At 38.3% G+C, this 25,078-nt stretch carries 21 protein-coding genes; 11 read left to right on the top strand and 10 right to left on the bottom strand.

Annotation, left to right across the window (positions count from 1 at the left end):
- Positions 1-28: 28 nt before the first annotated feature.
- From CDW55_RS05700 to purF, 4 genes are read left to right on the top strand one after another with little or no spacing between them, the layout of a single operon-like run.
- Complete coding sequence (locus CDW55_RS05700) at positions 29-634, top strand: SatD family protein (protein ID WP_088468809.1); 606 nt, start codon at positions 29-31, stop codon at positions 632-634.
- A complete protein-coding gene (locus CDW55_RS05705; protein WP_088468810.1) occupies positions 634-1,335 on the top strand; it encodes a DUF3307 domain-containing protein in 702 nt (233 codons plus the stop codon). The genes CDW55_RS05700 and CDW55_RS05705 overlap by 1 nt, the downstream gene beginning before the upstream one ends.
- Before the next feature lie 39 nt (positions 1,336-1,374).
- A complete protein-coding gene (gene purC, locus CDW55_RS05710; RefSeq protein ID WP_088468811.1) occupies positions 1,375-2,094 on the top strand; it encodes a phosphoribosylaminoimidazolesuccinocarboxamide synthase in 720 nt (239 codons plus the stop codon).
- Between the two features lie 22 nt (positions 2,095-2,116).
- Positions 2,117-3,607 (top strand): amidophosphoribosyltransferase, encoded by a 1,491-nt coding sequence (gene purF, locus CDW55_RS05715; RefSeq protein WP_088468812.1) that lies wholly within the window; start codon positions 2,117-2,119, stop codon positions 3,605-3,607.
- A 61-nt stretch (positions 3,608-3,668) separates the two neighbouring features.
- Here the strand turns inward: purF and CDW55_RS05720 are convergent, their stop codons facing one another.
- Both CDW55_RS05720 and aroB read right to left on the bottom strand, forming a co-directional pair.
- Entirely contained in the window at positions 3,669-4,292 is a 624-nt protein-coding gene (locus CDW55_RS05720; protein ID WP_088468813.1) for a porin family protein, read from the bottom strand.
- Positions 4,293-4,598: 306 nt separating this feature from the next.
- Positions 4,599-5,639 carry a 3-dehydroquinate synthase gene (gene aroB, locus CDW55_RS05725; protein WP_088468814.1) on the bottom strand — a complete coding sequence of 347 codons (1,041 nt, stop codon included), beginning with the start codon at positions 5,637-5,639 and terminating at the stop codon, positions 4,599-4,601.
- Between the two features lie 87 nt (positions 5,640-5,726).
- On the opposite strand from aroB, the gene CDW55_RS05730 reads away from it, so the two are divergent.
- The 5 genes from CDW55_RS05730 to kbl all read left to right on the top strand — a co-directional run bounded on the left by CDW55_RS05730 (position 5,727) and on the right by kbl (position 14,362).
- Entirely contained in the window at positions 5,727-6,896 is a 1,170-nt protein-coding gene (locus CDW55_RS05730) for a proline dehydrogenase family protein (RefSeq protein ID WP_088468815.1), read from the top strand.
- Between the two features lie 135 nt (positions 6,897-7,031).
- Complete coding sequence (gene priA, locus CDW55_RS05735) at positions 7,032-9,479, top strand: primosomal protein N' (RefSeq protein ID WP_088468816.1); 2,448 nt, start codon at positions 7,032-7,034, stop codon at positions 9,477-9,479.
- Between the two features lie 152 nt (positions 9,480-9,631).
- Positions 9,632-11,089, top strand: a complete 1,458-nt coding sequence (dacB, locus tag CDW55_RS05740) for a D-alanyl-D-alanine carboxypeptidase/D-alanyl-D-alanine-endopeptidase (RefSeq protein ID WP_088468817.1) — start codon at positions 9,632-9,634, stop codon at positions 11,087-11,089.
- Between the two features lie 81 nt (positions 11,090-11,170).
- On the top strand, positions 11,171-13,105 hold the full coding sequence (locus CDW55_RS05745) for a M1 family aminopeptidase (RefSeq protein WP_088468818.1): 1,935 nt from the start codon (positions 11,171-11,173) through the stop codon (positions 13,103-13,105).
- A 63-nt stretch (positions 13,106-13,168) separates the two neighbouring features.
- A complete protein-coding gene (gene kbl / locus CDW55_RS05750; RefSeq protein WP_088468819.1) occupies positions 13,169-14,362 on the top strand; it encodes a glycine C-acetyltransferase in 1,194 nt (397 codons plus the stop codon).
- Between the two features lie 53 nt (positions 14,363-14,415).
- Here the strand turns inward: kbl and CDW55_RS05755 are convergent, their stop codons facing one another.
- The 5 genes from CDW55_RS05755 to CDW55_RS05775 all read right to left on the bottom strand — a co-directional run bounded on the left by CDW55_RS05755 (position 14,416) and on the right by CDW55_RS05775 (position 19,209).
- A complete protein-coding gene (locus CDW55_RS05755) occupies positions 14,416-15,723 on the bottom strand; it encodes a TSUP family transporter (RefSeq protein WP_088468820.1) in 1,308 nt (435 codons plus the stop codon).
- Positions 15,724-15,775: 52 nt separating this feature from the next.
- Positions 15,776-17,017: a sulfate adenylyltransferase subunit 1 gene (locus CDW55_RS05760; RefSeq protein WP_088468821.1), complete on the bottom strand. Its 1,242-nt coding sequence runs from the start codon at positions 17,015-17,017 to the stop codon at positions 15,776-15,778.
- Positions 17,018-17,071: 54 nt separating this feature from the next.
- Positions 17,072-17,980: a sulfate adenylyltransferase subunit CysD gene (gene cysD, locus CDW55_RS05765; RefSeq protein WP_088468822.1), complete on the bottom strand. Its 909-nt coding sequence runs from the start codon at positions 17,978-17,980 to the stop codon at positions 17,072-17,074.
- Positions 17,981-18,031: 51 nt separating this feature from the next.
- Positions 18,032-18,724: a phosphoadenylyl-sulfate reductase gene (locus tag CDW55_RS05770; protein WP_088468823.1), complete on the bottom strand. Its 693-nt coding sequence runs from the start codon at positions 18,722-18,724 to the stop codon at positions 18,032-18,034.
- Positions 18,725-18,801: 77 nt separating this feature from the next.
- Positions 18,802-19,209, bottom strand: coding sequence for an RrF2 family transcriptional regulator (locus CDW55_RS05775; protein WP_088468824.1), 408 nt, complete (start codon positions 19,207-19,209; stop codon positions 18,802-18,804).
- Between the two features lie 87 nt (positions 19,210-19,296).
- Between CDW55_RS05775 and CDW55_RS05780 the strand changes: the two genes are divergently transcribed.
- Positions 19,297-19,725 carry a DUF4268 domain-containing protein gene (locus CDW55_RS05780; RefSeq protein ID WP_088468825.1) on the top strand — a complete coding sequence of 143 codons (429 nt, stop codon included), beginning with the start codon at positions 19,297-19,299 and terminating at the stop codon, positions 19,723-19,725.
- 55 nt (positions 19,726-19,780) lie between these two features.
- Here CDW55_RS05780 and gldG read toward each other — a convergent pair whose 3' ends face one another.
- Genes gldG through CDW55_RS05795 form a run of 3 tightly spaced genes read right to left on the bottom strand, consistent with a single transcriptional unit; the run spans position 19,781 to position 22,752 of the window.
- Entirely contained in the window at positions 19,781-21,436 is a 1,656-nt protein-coding gene (gldG, locus tag CDW55_RS05785) for a gliding motility-associated ABC transporter substrate-binding protein GldG (RefSeq protein WP_088469521.1), read from the bottom strand.
- Between the two features lie 19 nt (positions 21,437-21,455).
- Positions 21,456-22,184 (bottom strand): ABC transporter permease, encoded by a 729-nt coding sequence (locus CDW55_RS05790; RefSeq protein ID WP_088468826.1) that lies wholly within the window; start codon positions 22,182-22,184, stop codon positions 21,456-21,458.
- A 22-nt stretch (positions 22,185-22,206) separates the two neighbouring features.
- Entirely contained in the window at positions 22,207-22,752 is a 546-nt protein-coding gene (locus tag CDW55_RS05795) for a CopD family protein (protein ID WP_088468827.1), read from the bottom strand.
- A gap of 154 nt (positions 22,753-22,906) precedes the next feature.
- Here CDW55_RS05795 and CDW55_RS05800 point away from each other — a divergent pair, with 154 nt between their 5' ends.
- On the top strand, positions 22,907-25,069 hold the full coding sequence (locus CDW55_RS05800; protein ID WP_088468828.1) for a M12 family metallo-peptidase: 2,163 nt from the start codon (positions 22,907-22,909) through the stop codon (positions 25,067-25,069).
- The last annotated feature ends 9 nt before the right edge of the window (positions 25,070-25,078 follow it).

Raw genomic sequence — 25,078 nt, forward strand, 5'->3', positions numbered from 1 at the left:
TATAAGGGTAATTGCTTATATTTGTGAAATGATTGCTATTGTTACCGGAGATATTATCAATTCTCAAAATACCGATTCCGAATTGTGGCTTCCTAAGTTGAAAAATTTATTAGGAAGTTGGTCTGCAACTCCCGAAAACTGGGAAGTTTATCGCGGCGACGAATTTCAGTTAAAATGCAGTGTGGATGAAGTTTTTGCAAAATCAATGATGATTAAATCACTCATCAAAACATTTGAGAATCTGGATGTAAGATTAGCAATCGGCATTGGAAACGAAGTTTTTCTGTCTGATAAAATCACCGAATCCAACGGCTCTGCCTACGTAAATTCCGGGCGACTTTTAAATGACATAACTACCGAAGGACGCACCTTGGCAATAAATACCGATAATGATAAAGTGAACCGCGATTTAAATATTCTTTTTAAATGGACCTCGATCGATTTCGACAGTTGGTCTATTGCCACGGCGGAAATTATTCACCGCTTGCTGATCAATCCGGAGCTAACGCAAGAAGAATTAGCAAAGGAATTAAATATTACTCAATCATCAGTAAGTCAGAGAATTAAGCGGTCTCATTTCGATTTGATTCAGGAAACCGATTTGTTTTTCAGAAAAAAAATAGCAGAACTCTAATGATTTTTATTCCTCTCATATTGGCACATTTGTTAGGAGATTTTCTTCTACAGCCCAATTCGTGGGTTGCTGATAAAGAGCGGAAAAAAGCCGGAAGTGTTTATTTGTATTTGCATATTTTGCTTCATACAGTTTTGGCTTTTGTTTTTTTATGGAATATTGAACTTTGGTGGATCGCTGCAACCATCGGCTTTTCCCATTTTTTGATCGATTGGGCAAAACTCACTTTTCAAAATGCAAAAACCAAACGAACCTGGTTTTTTGTCGATCAGTTGCTTCATGTTTTAGTTATTGCCGCGCTATCAATGTTGTATTTTCCATACTTTATATGGGAAGATTTCTTTAATTCTGAATCTTTAAAACTCATAACGGCCGTGGTTTTTTTAACGGTTCCGTCTTCTATTTTTATCAAAACATTAATCTCGATTTGGACTCCAGTTACCGTAGAGCACAGCAAATTACAAACGGAATCCTTAGTGAATGCAGGGAAATACATCGGAATCCTCGAAAGACTTTTGGTTTTTGTATTCATTTTGGTCGACCATTGGGAAGGCGTGGGTTTTATGATTGCCGCAAAATCGGTTTTCAGATTTAGTGATTTGGCAGAAGCAAAGCAAAGAAAACTGACCGAATACGTATTGATAGGAACTTTACTAAGTTTCGGAATCGCTGTATTGACAGGGATTTTAGTTAAAATTTAAATTAAAAAAACAGTTGAAATAATCAAATAAAAAATAAAAATGACAAAAGGAGCAATGCTTTATGAAGGAAAAGCAAAACAAGTTTTCGAAACCGATCAGCCAAATGAAGTGATTGTTCGTTTCAAGGATGATGCTACCGCTTTTAACGCACAGAAAAGAGGAAGTGTAGATTTGAAAGGCGAGATGAATAACGCCATCACCACCTTGATTTTCGAATATTTGAATGAGAAAGGAATTCCGACACACTTTATAAAAAAAATCGATGAAAGAGAGCAGTTGGTTAAGAAAGTGAACATTATTCCCTTAGAGATGGTGGTAAGAAATTATTCTGCCGGAAGTATGGCGCAAAGATTAGGGGTGGAAGAAGGCATAAAATCACCAGTCACCATTTTCGATATTTGCTATAAAAAAGATGAGTTGGGAGATCCGCTTATCAATGATCATCATGCAGTTTTCTTGGGGGCAGCAACATACGAAGAACTCGATGAAATGTATGAACTTACTTCAGATATCAACGAGATTTTGATCGATCTTTTCGATAAAATGAATATTATCCTGGTTGATTTTAAAATCGAATTGGGAAAAACTGCAGACGGAAAAATTGTTCTTGCCGACGAAATTTCACCCGACACCTGCAGACTTTGGGATAAAGATACCATGAAAAAATTGGATAAAGACCGTTTCAGAAGAGATTTGGGCGAGGTGACAGAAGCTTACGTTGAAATCTACGAACGATTGAAAAAGGTACTGAACAAATAATTTTTTGGGAGAAAAGTAAAAAATGAAAGATTTACAACAACATAAAGTAAATTATTTAAACCAGTTCAAAGAAAGAACCTACGGAAGAAATTTGCTGAAATCAGAAGACGTTTTTGATGCTCCCTCTGAAGAATGTGGAATCTTCGGGTTGTATTCCGACACCGATTTAGATACCTTTTCGCTTTCGCAGTTTGGGCTTTTTGCATTGCAACATCGCGGTCAGGAAGCTTGCGGAATTTCAGTAATGAAAAACGGAAAAATAGTCAATGTGAAAGATGAAGGTCTCGTGCTCGATGTGTACAAAAACATTCGCGAACCCGAAACTTTCATGGGAAATTCCGCGATTGGACATACAAGATATACCACAGCGGGCGACAAAAAAAAGTATAATTTTCAACCTTTCTTTGCGAAAAACGAATACGACCAAATTATCCTTTCGATCGCTCATAATGGTAATTTGACCAACGCTGAGGAACTCAAGAAAGAACTTGAAGCGGAAGGAGTTGTTTTCAAGGCAACTTCCGATTCTGAAGTAATTTTAAGACTCATTCAGAAAAACTTGGATCTGGGGTTGCGAGGAGCCATCAAGGCTACGATGGAAAAAATTGAAGGTGCTTATTCAGTGGTGGGAATGACACGAAATAAATTTTTTGCTTTCCGAGATTTTCACGGCATCCGTCCGCTGATTTTGGGAGCGATTGACGAGAAAACCTTCGTTGCAGCTTCGGAATCTGTCGCTTTAGACGCGGTTGGTGCGCAATATGTTCGCGATATTCTACCCGGCGAGATCGTTTATACCAGTGAAAATGAAAAAGGTTTAAAATCTTTCTTGGTTAAAGAAAACTGCGAGAAAAGAATCTGTGCTTTCGAATATATTTATTTTGCAAGACCCGATTCTGTGCTGGAAAATATCAATGTTCATGAAATTCGCGAAAAATCTGGGATGAAAATTTGGGAGCAAGCTCCTGTGGAAGCTGATATTGTGATTGGTGTTCCCGATTCCGGAGTTCCGGCAGCGATTGGTTTTTCCACTGCATCGGGAATTCCGTTCCGTCCGGTTCTAATTAAAAACAGGTACATCGGGAGAAGCTTCATCGTTCCGACGCAAGAAATGCGGGAAAGAATAGTGAATTTAAAACTCAATCCCATTTTGTCCGAAATTAAAGGGAAAAGGGTGGTCATCATCGATGATTCTATTGTTCGTGGAACCACTTCAAAGCGTTTGGTGAAAATTTTGAAAGATGCGGGAGTTAAAGAAATCCATTTCCGAAGCGTTTCACCACCGATAATTGCCCCGTGTTATTTGGGGATCGATACGCCTTCGAAAGATGATTTAATTTCTGCCAATATGTCGGTAGAGGAATTGCGTAATTATTTGGGCGTAGATTCGTTGGAGTTTTTAAGTATGGATAATCTGAAAGTTATCCTGGGAAGTTCCAACCATTGTTTCGGTTGTTTTACTGAAGAATATCCGGTTCCGGCGGGGCCAAATCCAGATTATACTGATGAATAAATAAAAAAAGGTTGGGAAATTTCCCAACCTTTGTAATATTAAGTGTAATATGATTGTTGTCTTAGAATTTATAAGCTAAACCAACTTGGAATACGTTGTTTTTTACTGAATCGGATCCGCTAGGTCTGTCTTTAGCAATATCTGTAAAACCAGCAACATATCTCGCAGTTAAACCTACATTAGGTGTAAAATAGTAACCTGCACCAAGACCTAATCCAAAGTTAAATTTGTTAAAATCATCAGTATCTAAATCATTTTCTATAACATTTTGAGGTGTTCCGTTTTCAGTACTCTTGTATTTGTCTCTTGCGCTAACCATAAATCCAAACTCAGGTCCAGCTTCAAGGTAGAAAGATGGAGTAGCATTATACTGGAACATTACTGGTACAGATAAATAATCTAAGTGTCTTGCATATTCTGCAGTGTACGTAGTTCCATTCACTGTTGTAGATCTAGTAACTTTAGAACCTAAATTGTTGTACAATAGCTCTGGCTGGATACTGAAGTTTTCAGCAATTGGAGCATTCATAAATAAACCTGCATTGAAACCAATTTTCGATGCTTGATCACTTAATTCAGAATCTGTAGAAAGTGAAGAAACGTTCATCCCTGCTTTAATACCAAATTGTTGTGCGAATGTTAATGAACTCATTGCGATTGCTGCACCTAAAAATAACTTTTTCATAATTTTTAAATTTTAATTAATTTTTTGAGAATTTGATAATCTTATTTGAGCGTTGGTTAATTCTTAGATTAAAAAATTTAATACAACGCACAATCCTTTATCAATTCACATTTTAAATTTTGTTTTACGCTTGGTTATTCACAAATGGTGTGCCAAAAATCTTTCAAAATATTAAAATTTAAACAATGGTTTAAAAATATTCTAATGTAATATACTGATTAGCAAATAATTACTTAATCTATATTTTGTTTAAACCGGGCTGTTTTTTTAGATGATATTATGTAGTAAATAGTAGTAAAATAGGTTTTAATTCAAATTTCGATAATAATGGACGGCAGAAATTAGCGTTGTTTCTGAGATCGCACAGTCGAAATTGCCCTCGCCTATAGTGTTGAGAAGTGAGAAACTGATATTCCCGCCTAAATTCTTCTTGTCGTTCATCATTAAAGACAATATTTGTTCATCAGAAAACTCACTGATGGATATATAAGGATAAAATTTCGTGATGTTTTTGATAATATTTTCTGCCGATTCTTCAGAAATTAAATTAATCAGAAACGCCAGTCTGGTTTCGCAAATCATTCCCAAAGCTACCGCTTCGCCATGCGGGATCGCAGTTCCGTTCTGTAAAAAAAGACTTTCAACGGCATGCCCAACCGTGTGTCCGAAATTAAGCGTCTTTCTGATGTGTTGCTCTTTAAAATCCTGCGCTACAATACTTTCTTTAATCTTCATTGATGTTTCGATAAAAGGAAAAATAGCTTCCGGATTCAGGTGTTCTATTGAAATAAGATCATTCCAGTGTTTGTGATCTGCAATTAAACCGTGTTTCAGCATCTCTGCAAAACCGCTTCTGAGCTGAGCAAAAGGCAATGTATTTAAAAAATCCCGGAAGACAAAAATCTGTTCCGGCTCCGCAAAAGTTCCGATAATATTTTTCAGAAAGTGGTGATCAATCCCTGTTTTACCGCCAATTGACGCATCACACATGCCCAGAAGCGTGGTGGGAAGATTAATAAACCGGATGCCTCTTTTGTAGGTAGAAGCTACGAAACCGCCCAAATCCGTAATCACGCCACCGCCCAGATTTATCATCAACGATTTACGGTCGGCTTCAAACTCAGCCAGGATTTCCCAAAGCTGTGTTGCGGTTTCAATGGTTTTCAGTTCTTCACCGGCTTCAATTTCAATGATTTCAAAAGGAATTTCGGTGGCCAGATTTCCTAAAAGTGTGGGAAGGCAGTGTTCATGCGTGTTTTCATCTACCAGAATAAACAATTTTGAAGGTTTTAAAGTTTCAAGAAAAATGTTGAGGTCGGAAAAATTCTGGTCTAAAACTGAAATCATATTATGAAATTTTTCACAAAATTAAACTTTAAATTCGTTTTTTCAATTCATATAGTATCGTTAAATTTGCTCAATTTAAATTTACTCATGAGCATTTTCAATAATACACAAATTGCCTTTGCAGACAAGACTGATGCACAACTTCGCAAAGCATACTGGATGTTTAAAGCGATCGAACAGCCCGTTGTTACAAAATTAGGTATCTCGGCCCTGAATTTTACGGTAGAAAAAAACTTCCCGTTCGTAACTGATATTGTTAAAAAAACTTTATTCGAACAGTTTTGTGGCGGCGAAACCCGTGAAGAGAGCATGCAGGTGGTGAAGCAAATGTTTAAACGTCACGTAGGCAGTATTTTCGATTATGCAATTGAAGGGAAAGCAGAAGAAAGTGTTTTTGATGAAACCTGCGAAGAAATCAAACAGAACATCAAGTTCGCTGAAGGTAATCCGGCAATTCCATTTGTAGTGTTCAAACCTACAGGTTTTGGCAGAATTGAAATTTATGAAGAAGTAGGAAAAAAAGTAGAATTAACCACCTCTCAAAAAGAAGAATGGGCCAGAGTGGTAAAAAGATATGAGGAGGTTTGCCAAATGGCATTCGACAGAAATGTGGTTCTGATGATCGATGCTGAAGAAACCTGGATGCAGGACGCAACCGATGATTTGGTAAACCAAATGATGGAGAAATTCAACAGAGAAAAAGCAATCGTGTGGAATACGATCCAAATGTACCGCACCGGCCGAATGGAATATCTTGCTGAAGATTTAGAAAGAGCCAAAGCAAAAAACTATTTCCTGGGTTACAAATTCGTCCGCGGCGCTTATATGGAAAAAGAACGCGAGCGTGCAGCTGAAATGAATTATCCAGATCCGATCCAGCCCACAAAACAGGCTTCAGATGATAACTACAATGCCGCGATCAATTTCGTACTGAATAATTTAGACCGCGTTTCCGCGTTTTTTGGTACCCACAACGAAAAATCTACCGAACTTGTTATGGATAAGATGCGCGCCATGAATCTTCCGCATGATCATCCGCAGATTCATTTCGGTCAGCTTTATGGAATGAGCGATAATATCACTTATTATCTGGGCGAAGAAAAGTATAATGTCTGCAAATATCTTCCGTATGGTCCCGTGAAGGACGTGGTTCCTTACCTTACCCGAAGAGCACAGGAAAACACTTCAGTCGCAGGACAAACAGGTAGAGAATTAGGACTCATCAATAAAGAACTGAAACGTAGAAAAAACAAATAATCTCATAAGAGAAATTAATATCGAACGGGCTTTAGCCCGTTTTTTTATTTAGAAAGTTCCGCGGCTTTAGCCAAAATTATTTCTAAATTTGTCAACCTTACCCATACAAACTTTTACCCAATTAAACCGATCATTTTGAATTTCGCCCAAATTATTTTACCGCTTAATCTTAAAGGAACATTTACCTATAAAGTTCCGGATGAATTATTGGGAAATTTTGAAATTGGGATGCGGGTGCTGGTTTCCTTCCGCGGAAAGAAAATTTATACGGGAATTGTTGCTGAAATTCATCAGAACGATCCCGAAACTTTTCTTCCCAAAGAAATCATCAGCATTCTCGATGATTCGCCGATTCTTCCAAAAGAACAGATTAATTTTTGGCACTGGATTTCAGAATATTATATGTGTAATCTCGGCGAAATTTATCGTTTAGCTTTCCCGTCTTCTTTGAAACTTGAAAGTGAAACGTACCTGAAACTGAAACCAAATGTAAAGATAGATTTCGAAAATCTGGATGTAAATGAAATGTATCTCATCCAGGCATTAGAAGTTCGGCAGCTTATTAATGTTACTGAAATTGAAGCTTTTATTCCTAAAAAAGATATCGTAAAAACCGTAAAATCATTAATCGATCTGCAGTATATTGAAATCGACGAAAAGATTGCAGAAAAATACAAAGCCAAAGAAATCGCGTACCTGCGCGTAAACGAAGAAGAACTTGCCGGAAACAGTCTTCCGCAAATCCTTCTTTCGCTGAAACGGTCGCCCAAGCAGCAAGAAATGTTTCTCGCGATTCTCGAGAAACAGACTGAAAATCCCGAAAAACCCATCAGGAAATCTGAAATTTTGGAAGAAGGAAATTTTTCCCATTCACAACTGAAATCTTTGGTTGATAGAAATTTGGTCCAGGAATATTTTCTTCAAAAAGATAGATTAGAAGCGTATCAGGGCGAAATTGAAGAAATCGAAAAATTAACGCATGAACAGTTAATTGCTAAAAAAGAAATTGATGAAGCCTTTGATGAAGGAAGAAATGTGCTCCTTCACGGTGTAACATCTTCAGGCAAAACGCATATCTATCTTGAGAAAATTGAAGAAGCTGTGGAATCGGGAAAAAATGTTCTTTTTCTGCTTCCTGAAATTTCACTCACCAAGCAAATTGTGCAGCGTTTAGAAAGAAAATACGGCAAAGAGCTGGGTTTTTATCACCAGAAACTTACCGATTTCGAAAGGGTAGAAGTTTGGCGCAGAATTAAGAACAATGATATAAAAATCCTCATCGGAACACGCATTGCGCTATTTTTACCTTACCAAAATCTGGGATTGATTGTGGTGGATGAGGAACACGATTCCGCTTACAAACCGCGGGAAGTTTCTCCGTTTTTCAATGCTAAGGATGCGACGCAGATGCTATCGAAATTTTATGCTGCGAATTTGATCCTCGGTTCTGCAACACCGTCTGTAGAATCTTATTATCTCGCGAAAAAAGATAAATTGAAGTATATCTTTCTCGGCGAACGTTTCGGAAAAGTAAAACTTCCGGAGTTTGAACTCATCAACTTTAAAGAAGAGCAGGATTCCAAGAAAATTATCGGTAATTTTTCTTTAAAACTGATTGACGAAATTAAAAAAGAACTGGAAAGAAAAAAACAGACCATGATTCTCCACAACCGTCGCGGTTATGCCAATGTGATTGAGTGCGAAACCTGTGGCTATGTAAATTATTGCTCAAATTGTGATGTGGTAATGACGTATCACAAATATTCGAACGAAATGAAATGTCATTATTGTGGGCAAAAGGCTTCAAAACCAAAGGTTTGCCCTAAATGTCATTCCGAAAACCTTAACGAAAGAGGCGTCGGTGTTGAACAGATTCATGAAGAAATTTCGCGGCTTTTTCCAGATTCAGAGGTTGACCGGATGGACGTAGACTCCATGCGGAAAAAGTTTGCCTACGAGAAATTATATGAAAAAATTGAGGAAGGAGAAACCGATATTATCGTTGGAACTCAGATGATTTCGAAAGGGCTGGATTTCGATAATATCGAACTGGTGGCGATTCCCAGAGCAGATTCTATGCTTTATGTACAGGATTTTCGCGCAGAAGAACGCGCATACCAACTCATCACGCAGGTTTCCGGTCGGGCAGGCAGAATTTCTGGAGAAGGAAAAGTTCTTATTCAGACCTATAATCCGCAACATTCGGTTTTTCAGTTGATTAAAGAGAATAATTCTGATAAAATTTATAAGCATTTTCTCGAAGAAAGAAAGAAATTTCTTTATCCGCCTTTCGTAAAACTCATTATGATTGAACTGAAACACCGCAAAGAAGACAAGGTAAACCGTTCTGCTCAGTTTCTGGGATCGGTTTTAAGAAAATATCTGCCTGAAGAATGTATTTTAGGTCCCGAAAGATCGCCTATCGGAAAACTTAATCTGATGTACCAATATCAGATTTTACTCAAGCTTCCAAGAGGGAAAAAATATTCGGAGATGAAGAATTTAGTTTTACAAAGTTTGGAAGAGTTTGATGAAATTACTGCTTACCAAAGCATCAAAAAGATGATTTTTGTCGATTTTTAACAATTTTTAACATAATTTACCTGCTTTTGGGATTGTTAAATCCTTGTGTTTCAACAATAATATATATTTTTGACCGTTGAAAATATGTTTTGCATTTCATGTTTTCAATTTTTAACTAAAAGAGTTTTCAGATAATCAAATAAATATATTAAATGATTAGACTTAAAAATATCTTTCTTGCCCAGGCATTAGCGTTTTCAGCAATTGCATTCGGGCAGGGAACATTCGCGTCAAATTACCCCCAAACTTACGATAACCGACCAAGCAGCACCGTTAAAGATTTCAGTTCTCCTGAAAAATTAATGTCTACGAAGGAACTTGTGGACATCAATATCAACGCGATGATGAATGATCCTGTACTTCGTAATGCGAACTGGGGATTTGTAATTTATGATCCCAAAACGAAGAAAGTCGTAAGTTCCTATAACGAAAATGCCTCTTTAATTCCTGCTTCTACCACAAAACTGCTTACCACTGATGCTGCGGTAAGTTTGCTGGGTGAAAACTTCCGTTGGATTACACAGTTGGAATATTCGGGGGAAATTGATGAGAACGGACATTTGCACGGGAATTTGTACATCGTAGGAAGTGGTGATCCATCTTTGGGAACCAACAAAGCTGGGGCTTCATCGTATTCAGCAATAGTGTCTGATTTTATCGCTGCAATCTCGGAAAAGGGTATTAAAAAAGTAAACGGTGATATCATCATTCAGACCGGAATATTCAAAATAAATAAAACACAGACACTCCCGGAAAATATCGTGTGGCTGGAGAATGGTAATTATTACTTACCGGCGGGTTCTACATACGAAATCAATCCGCAGAATGAAAGACTCATTGCAAAGCCTTCAAATCCATTTGCTGAGAATAAGAATTTCTATTACATCTCTCCGTATATAAAGCAGATGGTATATGCCGATAAATTCGATGGGCTTTCATTAACAACGAAAGTTGCAGATCCACCGGCATACCTTGCAAATTCACTAAGAACTTCAATGATTAAAAAAGGTGTGGGTGTTACAGGAAAAGTAATTACCAAAATCACAGACAGTAATCCCGAAAAAAGAGTGGCTATTACTGCTTACCAATCACCAACTTTAGCGGACATTATATACTACACCAACCAAAGAAGCGATAATAATTTAGCCGAGGCTACGCTGAGGATGGTAGGTTTTCAGAAAAAGGGAGATCAAACTTTGGAGTCGGGTAGAAGTGTTGTTGTGGAGCATTTAAAAGCTAATGCATTCGAAACCGAAGGGTTAAATTTTATTGATGGCAGCGGACTTTCCCGAAATAATCTGGTGACTCCAATTTCGCAGGTAAAGTTTTTAACCAATATTATGGATGAAAAATATTACAAAACTTATTTCAATTCTTTACCAATCGCAGGACAGACCGGAACATTAAAAAGTATGTTCAACGGTGAAGGAAACGGCCAGATTTTCGCCAAAACCGGAACATTAAACAAAGTAAAGACCTTAGCAGGTTATATGAAAACCCATACCGGAAAAACATTGGTTTTCTCATTACTCATCAACAATTATGCAGGATCAGTAGATCAGGTAAAAGGCAGGATGGAACAGATTCTACAGCCTGCGCTGAATCTTTAATCTTTAAATAAATCGCTAATTTATTAACCTTTCAATAATTATTGAAAGGTTTTTTTTAACTTTATCGCAAAATAGTATTAAATGAAAAAAATTTATGTAATGCTGCTTGGATTGATTTTTGTGCAGATTTATGCACAAAAAAATGAAGAAGCAGAACGCAAGAGCATGATCAACAAGGAGCTGCTAAAGTATTCTAAAATGGTCGATTACAATGTAAATCCAAATACGCTGAATTATGATTTAAGATATCAGCGTTTGGAACTTGATTTAGATCCTGCACAACAGTTTGTGAGTGGTACCGTAACAAGTCATTTTGTTCCGAATCAAAATATATCGAGTATTTATTTTGATTTATCTGATGCACTTACCGTTTCGGAGGTTAAGTATCATGGTGCCATTCTGCCTTTTACGCAACTTGCAACGAAAGAACTTAAAATTGATTTTCCTGCCGTAATTCCCTCGTCTTCTCTGGATTCACTATCTATAAAATATTCTGGAGCTCCGGATACCGGAGGAAGTGCAGGTGATGCCTTTACTGTTTCCACACAAAACGGAACTCCTGTTCTGTATACGCTTTCAGAGCCTTATGGAGCTCAGGAATGGTTTCCTACAAAGCAAAGTTTGAATGATAAGATCGAAAAAGTTGATCTAAAAATTAATACACCTTCACAATATAATGTTGCATCAAACGGAAAATTATATTCAGAAACATTGCTGCCCGGCAACAGAAAACTTACTTTTTGGCAAACCAATTATCCTATTCCAGCTTATTTGATAGCTTTAGGTATTACAAATTATACGAAACTTAACGACACAATGGGAAGTCCTGCATTCCCTTTTGTTAATTATCTTTACCCAGCCACCACATCGAATTCTACGGTAATGTCTAATATTGAATGGACGAAAACCGTGATGAATACTTTTGAGCAGTATTTCGGGCCATATCCCTACAGGAGTGAAAAATACGGCCATATGCAGTTCGGATGGGGTGGTGGTATGGAGCACGCTACCATGTCATCAATGGGATCCTGGGGAAGAGGAATTATTGCACACGAACTGGCACACCAGTGGTTTGGCGATAAGGTAACCTGTGGAGCTTGGAACGACATTTGGCTTAACGAAGGTTTTGCAACATTTGGTGAACATCTGGCTAACGAAAAATTATTGATGACCAATTCTCAGTTTATGAGTTATCTGAGTTCCGAAATGAACTATATAACAAGCTCTTCTGGTGGTAGTGTATATGTTTCCGATACTAATCTGGGAAACACGGGAGCTATTTTCAGTGGGAGGTTAAGTTATTCTAAAGGTGGCTATGTGGTAAGAATGATCAAGTGGATTTTAGGTGACGATGTATTTTATTCTGCATTGAAGGATTATCACTCAAGACCCGAACTGGCGTACGGCTATGCAAAAACTGCCGATCTCAAAAACTCGCTTTTAATGTCAACGGGAAAGGATTTCACTGAGTTTTTTAATGATTGGATTTACGGGCAGGGACATCCAACATATCAGATCCGCTGGAACCAAACGTCTGATCAGATGCTGAGATTCAAGGTCAGTCAAACAACCAGTCATTCATCGGTAAATTTCTTCGAAATGCCTTTGCCTATTAAAGTAAACGGTACTGGCGGGCAGGTGGCCTACCTTGTTCTTAATCATACAACTAAAAATCAAAATTTTGCGGAACAGATTAATTTCCCCGTTTCCTCTGTTCAGTTTAATTATGAAAACCAAATTCTTCAGAGGAATTCTACAGTAACAAAAGATACCACCATTCTTGCAGTAAATGATTCCGGGAAAGATCCGGTAAAAGTTTATCCCAATCCCGTGAAAAATTCTCTTTCGGTATCCGGAATTACAAAAGACCAACAATACGAAATTTACAGTATGGACGGTAAAATGATTAAAACCGGCACCTATTCTTCCGGCAAAACAATTGATGTAAATATACTAACAAAAGGAGTTTACCTTCTTAAGATCGAGAACCAGAATCTCAAATTTATTAAGGAATAAAAACAAAAGCCTTCAGAAATGAGGGCTTTTTTCTTAAATTAGCGTTTCTTAAAAAATTCAACTATGATTTCTAAAAATTTTCTGGAAAACCTCCAGAGCGAATTACATAATATAAAAAACGAAGGGCTCTTTAAAACAGAAAGAATCATTACTTCCCAGCAGTCTGCTGAGATTGAAGCGAACGGGAAAAAACTCTTAAATTTTTGCGCTAACAATTATTTAGGACTTTCCAACCATCCCGAAGTGATGAAAGCTTCGCAGGATATGATTGAAAGCCACGGTTACGGAATGTCGTCAGTCCGTTTTATCTGTGGAACTCAGGATATTCATAAAGAACTGGAGGCTAAAATATCCAAATTTTTAGGAATGGAAGATACCATTCTTTACGCGGCTTGTTTCGATGCGAATGGGGGAGTTTTCGAACCCTTATTTTCAGAAGAAGACGCCATTATTTCAGATGAACTGAATCACGCTTCCATTATTGATGGAGTTCGTCTTTGCAAAGCTGCGAGGTACCGCTACAAAAACAATAATATGCAAGATTTGGAAGACCAGTTAAAAGCTGCTTCCGAGAAAAATCACCGGTTCAGAATTATTGTGACGGACGGAGTTTTCTCTATGGACGGAATTGTAGCCGATCTAAAAGGAGTATGCGATTTGGCTGAAAAATATGATGCTTTGGTGATGGTTGATGATTCTCATGCAACAGGATTTATCGGTAAAACCGGACGCGGAACTCACGAAGCCAATGAGGTGATGGGAAGAGTTGATCTTATTACCTCAACTTTAGGAAAAGCTTTGGGTGGTGCACTTGGCGGATTTACCTCAGGAAAAAAAGAAATTATTGATATGCTGAGACAGCGTTCGCGACCGTATTTATTTTCAAATTCACTGGCTCCGGGAATTGTAGGTGCTGCGATGAAAGTTCTGGATATGATTTCTGAAGATACTTCGCTGAGAGACAAAGTGATGGAAAATGCTGAATATTTCAGAAAAGAAATGAAAGCCAAAGGTTTCGATATTCCTGACGGAGATGCAGCGATTGTTCCGGTGATGCTTTACGACGCACCTTTAGCCCAGAAAATGGCCGAAAAACTTATGGATGAAGGAATTTACGTCATCGGATTTTTCTATCCTGTGGTACCGAAAGGTAAAGCCAGAATCCGCGTTCAGCTTTCGGCTGCTCATACAAAAGAACAGCTGGATAAAGCGATTGCAGCTTTCGAGAAAGTTGGAAAAGAGTTAGAGGTAATCTGATTTCAGCCAGAATTCAAATAATATAAAACCTTCCGTTTGGGAGGTTTTTTGGTTTAAAAGAAGATTTTGTACAGATTTCTCGCACTCGAAACGATAAGCAGAAACGCAACCAATATCAGCGCGGTTTTACGCGGCATTTTCCCCGCTAATCTTGCAGCAAAGGGAGCGGCCAGCACTCCGCCGATAATTAATCCCAAAATAATTTCTATATTAGAAACGCCTAAACTGGAAAAGAAGACTATCGCAGCTGCCAGCGTGACAAAAAATTCAGCCATGCTTACAGTTCCAATCACGTAATTGGTTTTTCTGCCTTTGGAAAGAAGCGTAGAAGTAACAATCGGTCCCCAGCCTCCGCCTCCGAAAGCATCCATCATTCCGCCCAGGAAACCAAGTCTTCCGATGTGGGTTTTCTGTTTCACAACAATTTTTTTGAAAGCCAGACGCGTAATTCTGTAACCCATTAGCAGCGTGTAGGTCGCCATTAAGCCTTTTGCGAGGTTTTCATATTCATTGCCCAGATAAATAAGGAGCAATGATCCACAAACAGCACCGATAATCCCCGGAATCGCAAGATAAAGCAACATTCTTTTGTTCACATTTCCGTATTTGTAGTGTGAATAGCCGCTCATGGCGCTCGAAAACATTTCTGCAGTGTGAATGGATCCGGAGATGGAGGGCAGTTTAATTCCCATCCCAAGCATCAGGGTTGAACTCGTTAAACCGTAACCCATTCCTAAAGCACCATCCACCATTTGAGCAAAAAATCCAATGGCAAGCATCCAATAAAATTCTTTCGGAATTTCGTAAACAAAATCTTTTGCCTGTGCGTAGGAGAAGTATTGATCGAAGGCTATTCCAAGAAAAAAAGCCGCAAAAGAGAGCGAAAGATAAATCACCAGTCTTCTGTATTTTTTAGCGTCTTTGGAATATTGCCATTTCGATTTCTGTTCTTCTGGTGGAAGTTTATTTTTATCTGAAATAAAACTTTCGAGCTGAAAATCACTTAATTCCGGTTTGTTGGCGATGCTGATCAGGATGTTTTTCTTCTGAACGATATCAATGATTTCTGTGTAAAAATCGACTCCGCAATCGGTAATTAAAGCGATATGGGAATTGTAAAAATCGTCTTCAAAGAAGCGTCTTTCATGAAGTCTTATATTCTCATGATTTTTTGCAAAGTCTTTAATTTTCTCTGAAATATTTTCACAAACAAGATTAATCTGGGTGTTCGGAAAACTTTCAACAAGTAAATTCAGGTTTTTCAGCGCCTGGTTGCCACCGCCTACAATAAGTACTTTCAGGTTTTCCAGATTCAGGAAAACGCTGAGTGATTTGTTATGTATTTTACTTTCGATAGACATTAAAAAGATGCGGTGAGGTATTCACAAGAAAATTTTTTCAACTTTTTAAAATCTAAAGAAGCATTACTGCACCTACAGTAGAATTACTGGTTTCATCTACCAGAATTGCGCTGCCGGTGGCGCTGTTTTTTTCAAAAGAATCAAAAACCAGTGGTGATGCGGTTTTTAGTCTTACTTTTACAATTTCATTCAGTTTTACGGAATCTTTCGCAGGGATTTGTTGTAAAGTGTTGACATCAATTTTATATTCAATTTCCTTTACAATAGTTTTCATAAGTCGGCTTTTGTGCTGAATAAAATATTTGTTTCCTTCGTTCAGTTCACGTTTGTCGAGCCAGCAAACCAAAGCTTCGAACTCATTTTCAACTTTTAGCTGGTTATCGTTTTTAACGAAGAAATCTCCGCGGCTCACATCAATATCGTCTTCAAGATGCAGAACTGCAGGTTGCAGCGCGAAAACTTCTTCCACTTCTGTTCCGCCTGTTTCTACTTTTGAAATGGTGGTTTCTATATTTTCCGGAAGAATGGTGATTCTGTCGCCTTTTTTATAAGTTCCGGAGATAACCTGCCCTGCATATCCGCGGTAATCATGAAGTTCCTCTGTTTGTGGACGAATGACATACTGAACCTGGAATCTTGAACTTTCATAATCAACATCATCGCTCACTTCAACATTTTCGAGAAATGACAAAAGAGGTTCTTCTTTAAACCAAGGCATTTTTTCCGATCTTTCCACAATATTATCGCCATTGAAAGCTGAAATAGGGAAGTAGTATACGTTTTTAAGGCCTAAACTTTCCGCCGCTGTTGCGTAATCTTTTTTGATATTGTTGAAAACTTCTTCGGAATAATCAACCAGATCCATTTTGTTTACTGCGACTACAACATGCTTCATCTTCAGCAGCGATGCAATGATGGAATGGCGTTTTGTCTGTTCAATGACTCCCTGCCGCGCATCTATTAGAATGATGATGAGCTGAGAATTGGAGGCACCTGTAATCATGTTTCTGGTGTACTGAACATGGCCTGGAGCGTCTGCTATAATAAATTTTCGTTTTGGGGTAGAAAAATAGCGGTAAGCCACGTCAATAGTGATTCCCTGCTCTCTTTCTGCGCGTAGACCATCGGTGAGAATCGCCAGATCGATACCGTCGGCATTTTTGTTTTTAGACTGTTTTTCGAGGGCTTCCAGTTGGTCAACCAAAATGCTTTTGCTGTCGTAAAGCAGTCTTCCGATTAAGGTGCTTTTTCCGTCATCAACGCTTCCGGCGGTAATAAATCTTAATATATCCATGTTTAGTATAAGTAATAATTGAGAAAGAACGGTGAGATTTTTTGGCGAATTAATTTAGAAATAACCGCCTTTTTTTCGGTCTTCCATGGCGGCTTCGGTTACTTTGTCGTCAATTCTTGTTTCGCCACGCTCTGAAATTCTGGAAGCTGTAATCTCGTTTACCACTTCATCCAGCGTTGCTGCATTGCTTTCTACAGCGGCTGTGCAGGTCATGTCGCCAACGGTTCTGTACCGCACTTTTTTATTGGTGATGGTATCATTTTCGTCTATCTGAATGAAATCTGAAACGGCAATTAACTGTCCTTCATGTTCAATCACATCGCGGTGATGAGCGAAATAAATTGAAGGAAGCTGAATTTTTTCCTTTCTGATGTAATTCCATACATCAAGTTCGGTCCAGTTAGAAATGGGAAAAACCCTTACATTTTCACCTTTGTGAATTCTTCCGTTATAGATGTTCCACAATTCAGGTCGCTGCAGTTTAGGTTCCCACTGACCGAATTCGTCGCGCACCGAAAAAAACCTTTCTTTGGCTCTGGCTTTTTCTTCATCACGCCGCGCGCCGCCGATACAGGCGTCGAACTTAAATTCTTCAATCGTATCCAGAAGAGTATGGGTTTGAAGCCAGTTTCGGGAAGCAAATTTACCTTTTGGTTCGGTGAGCTTTTTCTCGCGAATCGTATCTTCAACTTTTCTTACAATAAGTTCAGCACCGATTTCTTGGGCTAAATGATCGCGATATGCTAATGCTTCCGGGAAATTGTGTCCGGTGTCAATATGAACCAACGGAAAGGGGATTTTCATCGGTGCAAAGGCTTTTTTAGCAAGATGCACGAGGGTGATTGAATCTTTTCCGCCGCTGAAAAGTAATGCAGGTTTCTCGAACTGTGCCGCTACTTCTCGCATGATGAAAATGCTTTCGGCTTCTAACTGTTCCAGATAGTCTAATTTATATTTGCTCATAAAATCAACTGTAAAAGTTTGTTGTAAAAATTCTGATAAAAACTGAAAGAATTATTTTGAATGCAATCCGCATTCTTTTTGTGATTCTTCCCAATACCACCGGCCGGCTCTCGGGTTTTCACCATCAATAATGGCTCTGGTGCAGGGTTTGCAACCCACGCTGATAAAACCTTTTTTATGAAGTGGAAGATCCTGAACATTATGGGTTTCAATATAATTTAAAACATCCTGATAAGTCCAGTGAATAAGCGGATTGAATTTGAACAGCATTTTTTCGGTGTCCCATTCCAGCATTTTCATGTTTTCGCGGTTTTCGGACTGTTCGCTCCGTAAACCCGTGATCCAAATTTTAGCACCTTCCAAAGCACGGTTCAGGGGTTTTACTTTCCGGATGTAGCAGCATTCTTTCCGGTTTTCTACGGAATGAAAAAATGCATTGATTCCTTTTTCGTTCACATATTTTTCCACATCCTGCGTGTCGGGAAAATAGACTTCCGTTTTGGTTTTATAGCGGGCATTATTTTGTGAAAGCAGTTCGTAATGTTCATAAAAAAGCCTTCCGGTATCCAAAGTGAACACTTTAATATTCATCTGATTTCTAAAGATAATGTCGGTAATAACCTGGTCTTCCTGACCTAAAGAAGTGGAGAAAACTGCGCCTTGAGTAAATTTTTCGGAAATAAAACGCAGGCTTTCTTCGGCGGATAAATTTTCGATGTGCTGAATATCTTCTTGTGAGAGCATATAATAGTATAAGTTGCCACAAATTTACTTTATAATTATTAACCTACAAAATTGGTAGACTATTAAAGCAAAAAAAGCTAATCTTTTAATTCGATAAGCGTTTTTTTCTCCAGAATAGCCAAAGTAGCATCGCGCACTTCAATTAAAACATCGTGTAGGGCGCAGTGATTTTCATTACAGTTCAGGCAGTTTTCGTAAAAATTCAGGCTTACACAAGGCAGCATAGCGATCGGTCCGTTGAGCAGACGAATAACTCGGGCTAGAGAAATATCCTGAGGATTTACATTCAGAAAATAACCGCCACCTTTTCCTTTTTTACTGTCGAGAATTTCGGCTTTTTTTAATTCAAGAAGAATATTTTCGAGAAACTTAAGCGGAATTTTTTTCTTTTCCGAAATTTCTGAAATCAGAATTGGGCCTTCCTGCTGTTTTTCAACAAGATAAGAAAGCGCCTTCAAAGCGTATTGCGATTTTTTGGATAGCATAAAGCAAAAGTAATAAAAACCTGAGAGATAAAATTCTGAGGTAAAATTTGAAAAAATAGTTTAAGTTCGCATAAATTTAGTTTCAACATGTTCAGTAAACACGAGGCGCAGCAGCTTAAAAAAGATTTTTGGATTGCTTTTGGGAAGAGTTTCCCCAGAAAATGGCTTTTATATGACACTAAAATTAAAGATTTTTCGCTGAAATTTTACGCAGACAACAAAAAAGCAGAGGTTTCGATCGATATTGAAATGAAAGATGAACTCTTTCGCAATGCTTATTACGAAAAGATTTGGTCTTTGGAAGAAATGCTGAAAGAAGAAGTGGGCGACATTCAAAAAGATGAATTTTACACGATGGAGAACGGGAAAGTTATTTCCCGAATTTGGGTAACGAAAGAAAATGTATCCATATTTAATAAAAATTCCTGGCAGGAAATTTTCGAATTTTTTGTAGAAAAGATGGACGGTTTTGAACGGTTTTATTACGAATACGAAGACTTTATTAAAGATGTTTAAAAGAGAAAACGGTTTCAAATCCTGAAACCGTTTTTTATTGTTTTTAAATGAAAATTTATCCGAATTTCTTTTTTCTGAGCCAGAAGAAAAACCCTCCCAAAAGACCTATAATTCCAATGGGAATCAGCAGGTTGATCCATTGCCATTTGGATCTTTCTTCGTCAATTCTTTGTCTGTCGAGCAGGCGCGCTTCGATATTTCGGTTTCTGAGTTCCATTAAATTGGAGTCATCCAAGAGAAAATCCAGTGCATTCCTCAGAAACTGCTCGTTGCCGTAAGTTTGTTTCGTCAGCAGATCTTCTCCCAAAGGCAAAGGTTTTCCTTTATAAACCTGGTTTCGACCAATATCACCGTCTGCAACCACGATCATTTTATTTTCACTGCTTTGCGCTCTGAAATCGGGATAAGCGTTTCTTTCGCTTCGGGATGCATACGCGGAGGTGAATTTTCCTTCTAAACTTACTGCAAATATTTTAGGTGTAGTAGGTTTGTCGAATTCGCTTAAAGAATCTGCCCGTACAATTTCACCCAATGCAACATAGTTCGGGACCTGTTTTACATTTGTTCTTTCGCTGGATTCAAAAAGTACGCGGGTTTTAATGTTTTTTCTTCCTAAAGTATCAATCGAAGTAGGAAATTCAAATTTCACCGGATTGATGTTTTTGGTAATGGGATTTTTGTTTTCGGCAATTCCGAGCGGGAAATAAGGCCAGAGAAAACTGCTGAACTGTGGATTGCCGGCAACTTCACCGGAAACAATTCGGATGAGTGCAGATTTTTTCATGTCCTTCACCAACCCCGGATTTATGCGGATTCCGTAGTTGAAAAAGAAATCCGTAAGGTTTGTATCCATCGGATAGGCCATGATTTTTTTCGACTGAAAAAGCGTATCCATCTCCGCGTTCACGGCATCGATCATCCACAGGGTTTTTCCGCCGTTCATGATATATTGATCGAGGATCACTTTTTCGTTTTCAGTAAAAGTTTTCCTTGGTTTTGCGATGACCAAGGCGTGCATTTGTTTCAGTTTAGGAACATCGGCTAAAGAAAGCTCGGTTTGGTTTTGGGGAATAATTGGACCCGCGTTGTGACTTTCGAGCGCCATTTCCATAAAACCTTGAAACTGCTCGGGTCCTAATTCGTCCTGATTGATGAGAATTCCGATATTTTTCTTTTCGTCTTCGGTAATTGCTTTAATATTTGAAGCGAAATTATATTCTAAATTTTCGATCGATTTGCTGAGCTGTTCCGAAGCATCGATTCCGCTTTGGTTAATGATGAGCGGAATTGAACTTCCGTAGGAGTTGTATTTAAGCGTGGCAAACGGAAACATAACGATTTCGGAGATTTTGCCGTCTTTAATATCCGGAAGAATAGAAGGCTGCATACCCATTGCCGCAAGCGTATCCTGCGACATTTTGGTTTTAATGGGATCGATAAATTTATAATCGATTTTGGGATTAATTTTTCTGAATTCCTCCAGCATAAATTTGGTCTCGTTCTGCAACTGACGGAAGCTTGCCGGGAAATCGCCTTCCAGATAAACATCTACTGTTAAAGGTTTTTTTACCGATTCCAGGATTTTTACCGTAGATTCAGATAAAGTGTAGCGTTTTTCCTGAGTAAGATCGAATCTTTTTGAGAAAACTCCGAAAATCCCAAGAAGCAGTACTAAAACCGTGATGATGTATATGATATATTTTTTGTTCATTTTTTTTCTAAAAACGCTTTTATTTTTTCTTTTCAACAAAAATTTTAGCTGAAACAAGGCAGATCCCGATAACGAAGACGAAATAAAAAATATCTCTGGTGTCTATCAGGCCTCTTGTAAAGGCCAGAAAATGCTTGTAAAATCCAAGGTTTGAGAGGATATAATCTGTACCTCCCAATAATTTGTAACTGGCCAATTGCTCGATCCCGAAATAAAGAATAAAGCACATGAAAACGCCTAACAAATAAGCCATAATTTGGTTTTGAGATAGTGACGAAGCTAAAATTCCAACTGCGGAAAAGGCTGCAGTAAGAATAATTAAGCCAAAATAACTCCCGAAAGTCGCGCCCAGATCGATGTTTCCGGCAGGTACGCCTAACACATAAACGGTATAAAGATAAATGACTGAAGGCAACAGGCAGAGGATCCCAACAAACCAAACTGCAAAAAATTTCCCCAGGATAATCTCGGAAATTTTTACAGGTTGTGAGAAAAGCCAGTTCAAAGTTCCGGATTGTTGCTCTTCAGCAATCGTTTTCATTGAGATTGCAGGAATTATGAACATCAGCAGCCAGGGTACGAGCACGAAGTAGCTTTGTAAAGAAGCGGTTCCGATGTCGAAAATATTAGAATCGTTTTCAAAGAAAAACAGGAACAGGGTTCCTATTAAACTGAAAGCGGCGATAATGAGCCAGGCACTCCAATTGCCGAAATAACTCCAAAGTTCTTTTTTAAAAATTGCTGTCATCCTTTTTTGAATGTAAAAAGTATTATTTCTTCGCTTTATTAACCAATTTTACGGTAAGCATAATTGCAACCACCAAAACGAAAAATCCGGTGATTAATTGCCACCAGTATTCCAGTACCCAGGATTTCAAAATCACGGTGAAAACGACAAGGAATAAAATAAACGTCGCAATTTCATTGGCTTGCCGAAGTTTGATATTTTTAATGGGTAAAATATCTCCTTTCAAATTTTTCATCTGGAGGACTTTTTTCCAACACCAGTAGTGGTAAAATGCAAGTCCGATTAAGAATGTCAGTTTTAGATGAAACCAAGGTGTCTTCATCAATCCAAAATTCAGATAAATAAGTGAAAGACCTGTTACCAGCATAATAACACCCGCAGGAACGGTGATGATATTCCATAATCTTCTGGCCATAAAAAGGTACTGTTCGCGGAGAATCTCTTTCTTTCCAACCTCAAACTCATCGGTATCTTTATAGTAAACAAACAGCCGCACGAGATAGAAAATCCCTGCAAAATAACTGACCATAAAAATGATGTGAAAAGCTTTGAGAATATTGTAAAGCATCTGAAAAATTTAGCTGCAAAGATAACGGATTAAAACGATTACCAAAAGCCAACAGAACATAAGTGTAAATTATTGTGTTAAAATTATTTTTTGTCTATCCTATCTCATTAATTTTTAGTTTTTTTGTATATTAAAATTATATATCCTAATAATTATGAAAAGAATTTTCCAATTGTGTTTCAGTTTGGTATTTTTCTCTTTAGGTTTTTCTCAGAATTTAAAACCTATTGCCGAGAAGGTTAAAAATGTGCAAGCTGCAAACAAAACGTTTGTGAAGTACAACTTGTTTACAGTAGATCCGTCTGCACAAAAACAGGCCATGTACCAATCTGCTGCTGACGGCATTACCGTGATGAAGCTTAATAAAACAGTGGTGCAAAGAATTAACTCTGAAAGACCTGAAGCAATGGAAATGAGTTTTCCTTTCGAAGGAAAAAACATTACTGTAGAACTGGTGAGAAACAATTTCTTTACTCACGATTTTAAAATCAATACAGATAAAGGTTATGCAAATTATACTCCGGGTGCCTACTATCACGGGATTGTAAAGGGTGATAATGAGTCTCTCGTGGCTTTAAGCTTCTTTAATGATGATGTAGTTGGGGTAACTTCGGTTAAAAATATCGGTAACATTGTTATCGGTAAAGCGAAAAACAGTGAAGATTTCGTTTCCTATAACGATCAGAAGTTGAAAGAAGAAAATCCGTTTACCTGTTCTGCAGATGAACGTCTTGAAAATCAAAAAATGGCCGGTCCTTCTTACAATCCTAAAACGATGACGGATAAAAAAACCGATAACTGCGTGAGAATTTACTACGAAGCAGGATTCGGTCCTTATTCACTGAATGGATCAAGTGTCTCACAGACTACAAACTGGGTTACAGCAATGCATAACAATGTTTCTACACTTTATGCAAACGACGGCATTACTGTAGCATTAAGCGAGGTTTTTGTATGGACCACTACCGACCCTTATACCGGTACACCGTCTGAAATTTTAAATAAGTTCAGAAATGGCCGCCCAACGTTCAACGGGGATATTGCGCAGCTTTTAAGAAATCCTGCGACAACAAGTATTGCTTGGGTAAATGCGCTTTGTACCACGTATAAATATTCTTATTCAGGTGTGAACCTGAGTTACCAGAATGTTCCAACTTATTCATGGAATATTGAAGCGATGACTCACGAAATTGGTCATAATCTGGGTTCACCTCATACACACGCCTGTAGATGGAACGGTAATGATACAGCGATCGATGGCTGTGGTCCGGCTTCTGGCAATAACGAAGGTTGCGAAGGTCCGCTTCCTACAGGTACAGGAGGAACGATTATGAGTTATTGTCATCTTGTTCCGTCAGTGGGGATTAATTTTGCTAACGGATTTGGGGAACAGCCTGGTGCACTCATCAGATATACGGTAAATTCTAAAGGATGCTTGGGTACAAACTGTGTAACATCCTGCGCCCTTACGATTACAGGCCTTACAGTCTCTAATCTTACGACCAACTCGGTGACTGCAACGATTGTTGATAACACCGGAAGCAGCTGGAAGTATAAGCTGGCGAAAATGGATGGAACGGTGATTCAATCCGGAACAACCAATACCAAAGTTTTAAATTTCACCAATCTTGAGCCGGGGATCTATTATAAAATTTCTGTAGGTACAGATTGTTCAGGACCTCAGGCGTTTTCTTTCGAGCAGTTAATACTAACTGATGCTAACTGGTGTTCGGGAGTACTGTTTACAGATCCGGGTGGTGCAAATGCGAATTATGGGGATAACCAAACAATCATTAAAACTTTCTATCCGACAAATCCATCAGATAAGGTTAAAATTACATTTACAGAATTCGATTTGGAAACTGGATATGACTTTATGAATATTTACAACGGACCAAACACGGGTTCTCCACGATTCACTGGTGCAACTCAGATTACGGGCAACACCATTCCTGGACCGTTCCAATCCACGCATGCAAGCGGAGCAATTACAGTAAGATTTATTTCTGACGCCGGTGCTACCGGAACAGGTTGGAGTGCCACACTGGATTGTGTTAATGTTTTAGCGACCGGAGAAGTTTCTGCTACAGACGGGGTAAGTATTGCCCAAACTTCTGTTAAAGGAATCTTCACTGTAAAAGCTAAGGACAAAATAGAGTCTTATTCTGTCTTTGATGCCTCTGGAAAACTGGTAAAAACTTCAGGGAAACTAAATGCAGGCGAAGAGAAAATCGATCTTTCAGCCAGCCCGAAGGGTGGTTATGTGATCAGCGTTAAAACGTCGAAAGAAACAGTAACCAAGAAAGTAATCAGATAATTACATAGT

Origin of the sequence: Chryseobacterium sp. VAUSW3 (assembly GCF_002205795.1) — a bacterium.
Lineage (GTDB): Bacteria > Bacteroidota > Bacteroidia > Flavobacteriales > Weeksellaceae > Kaistella > Kaistella yananensis.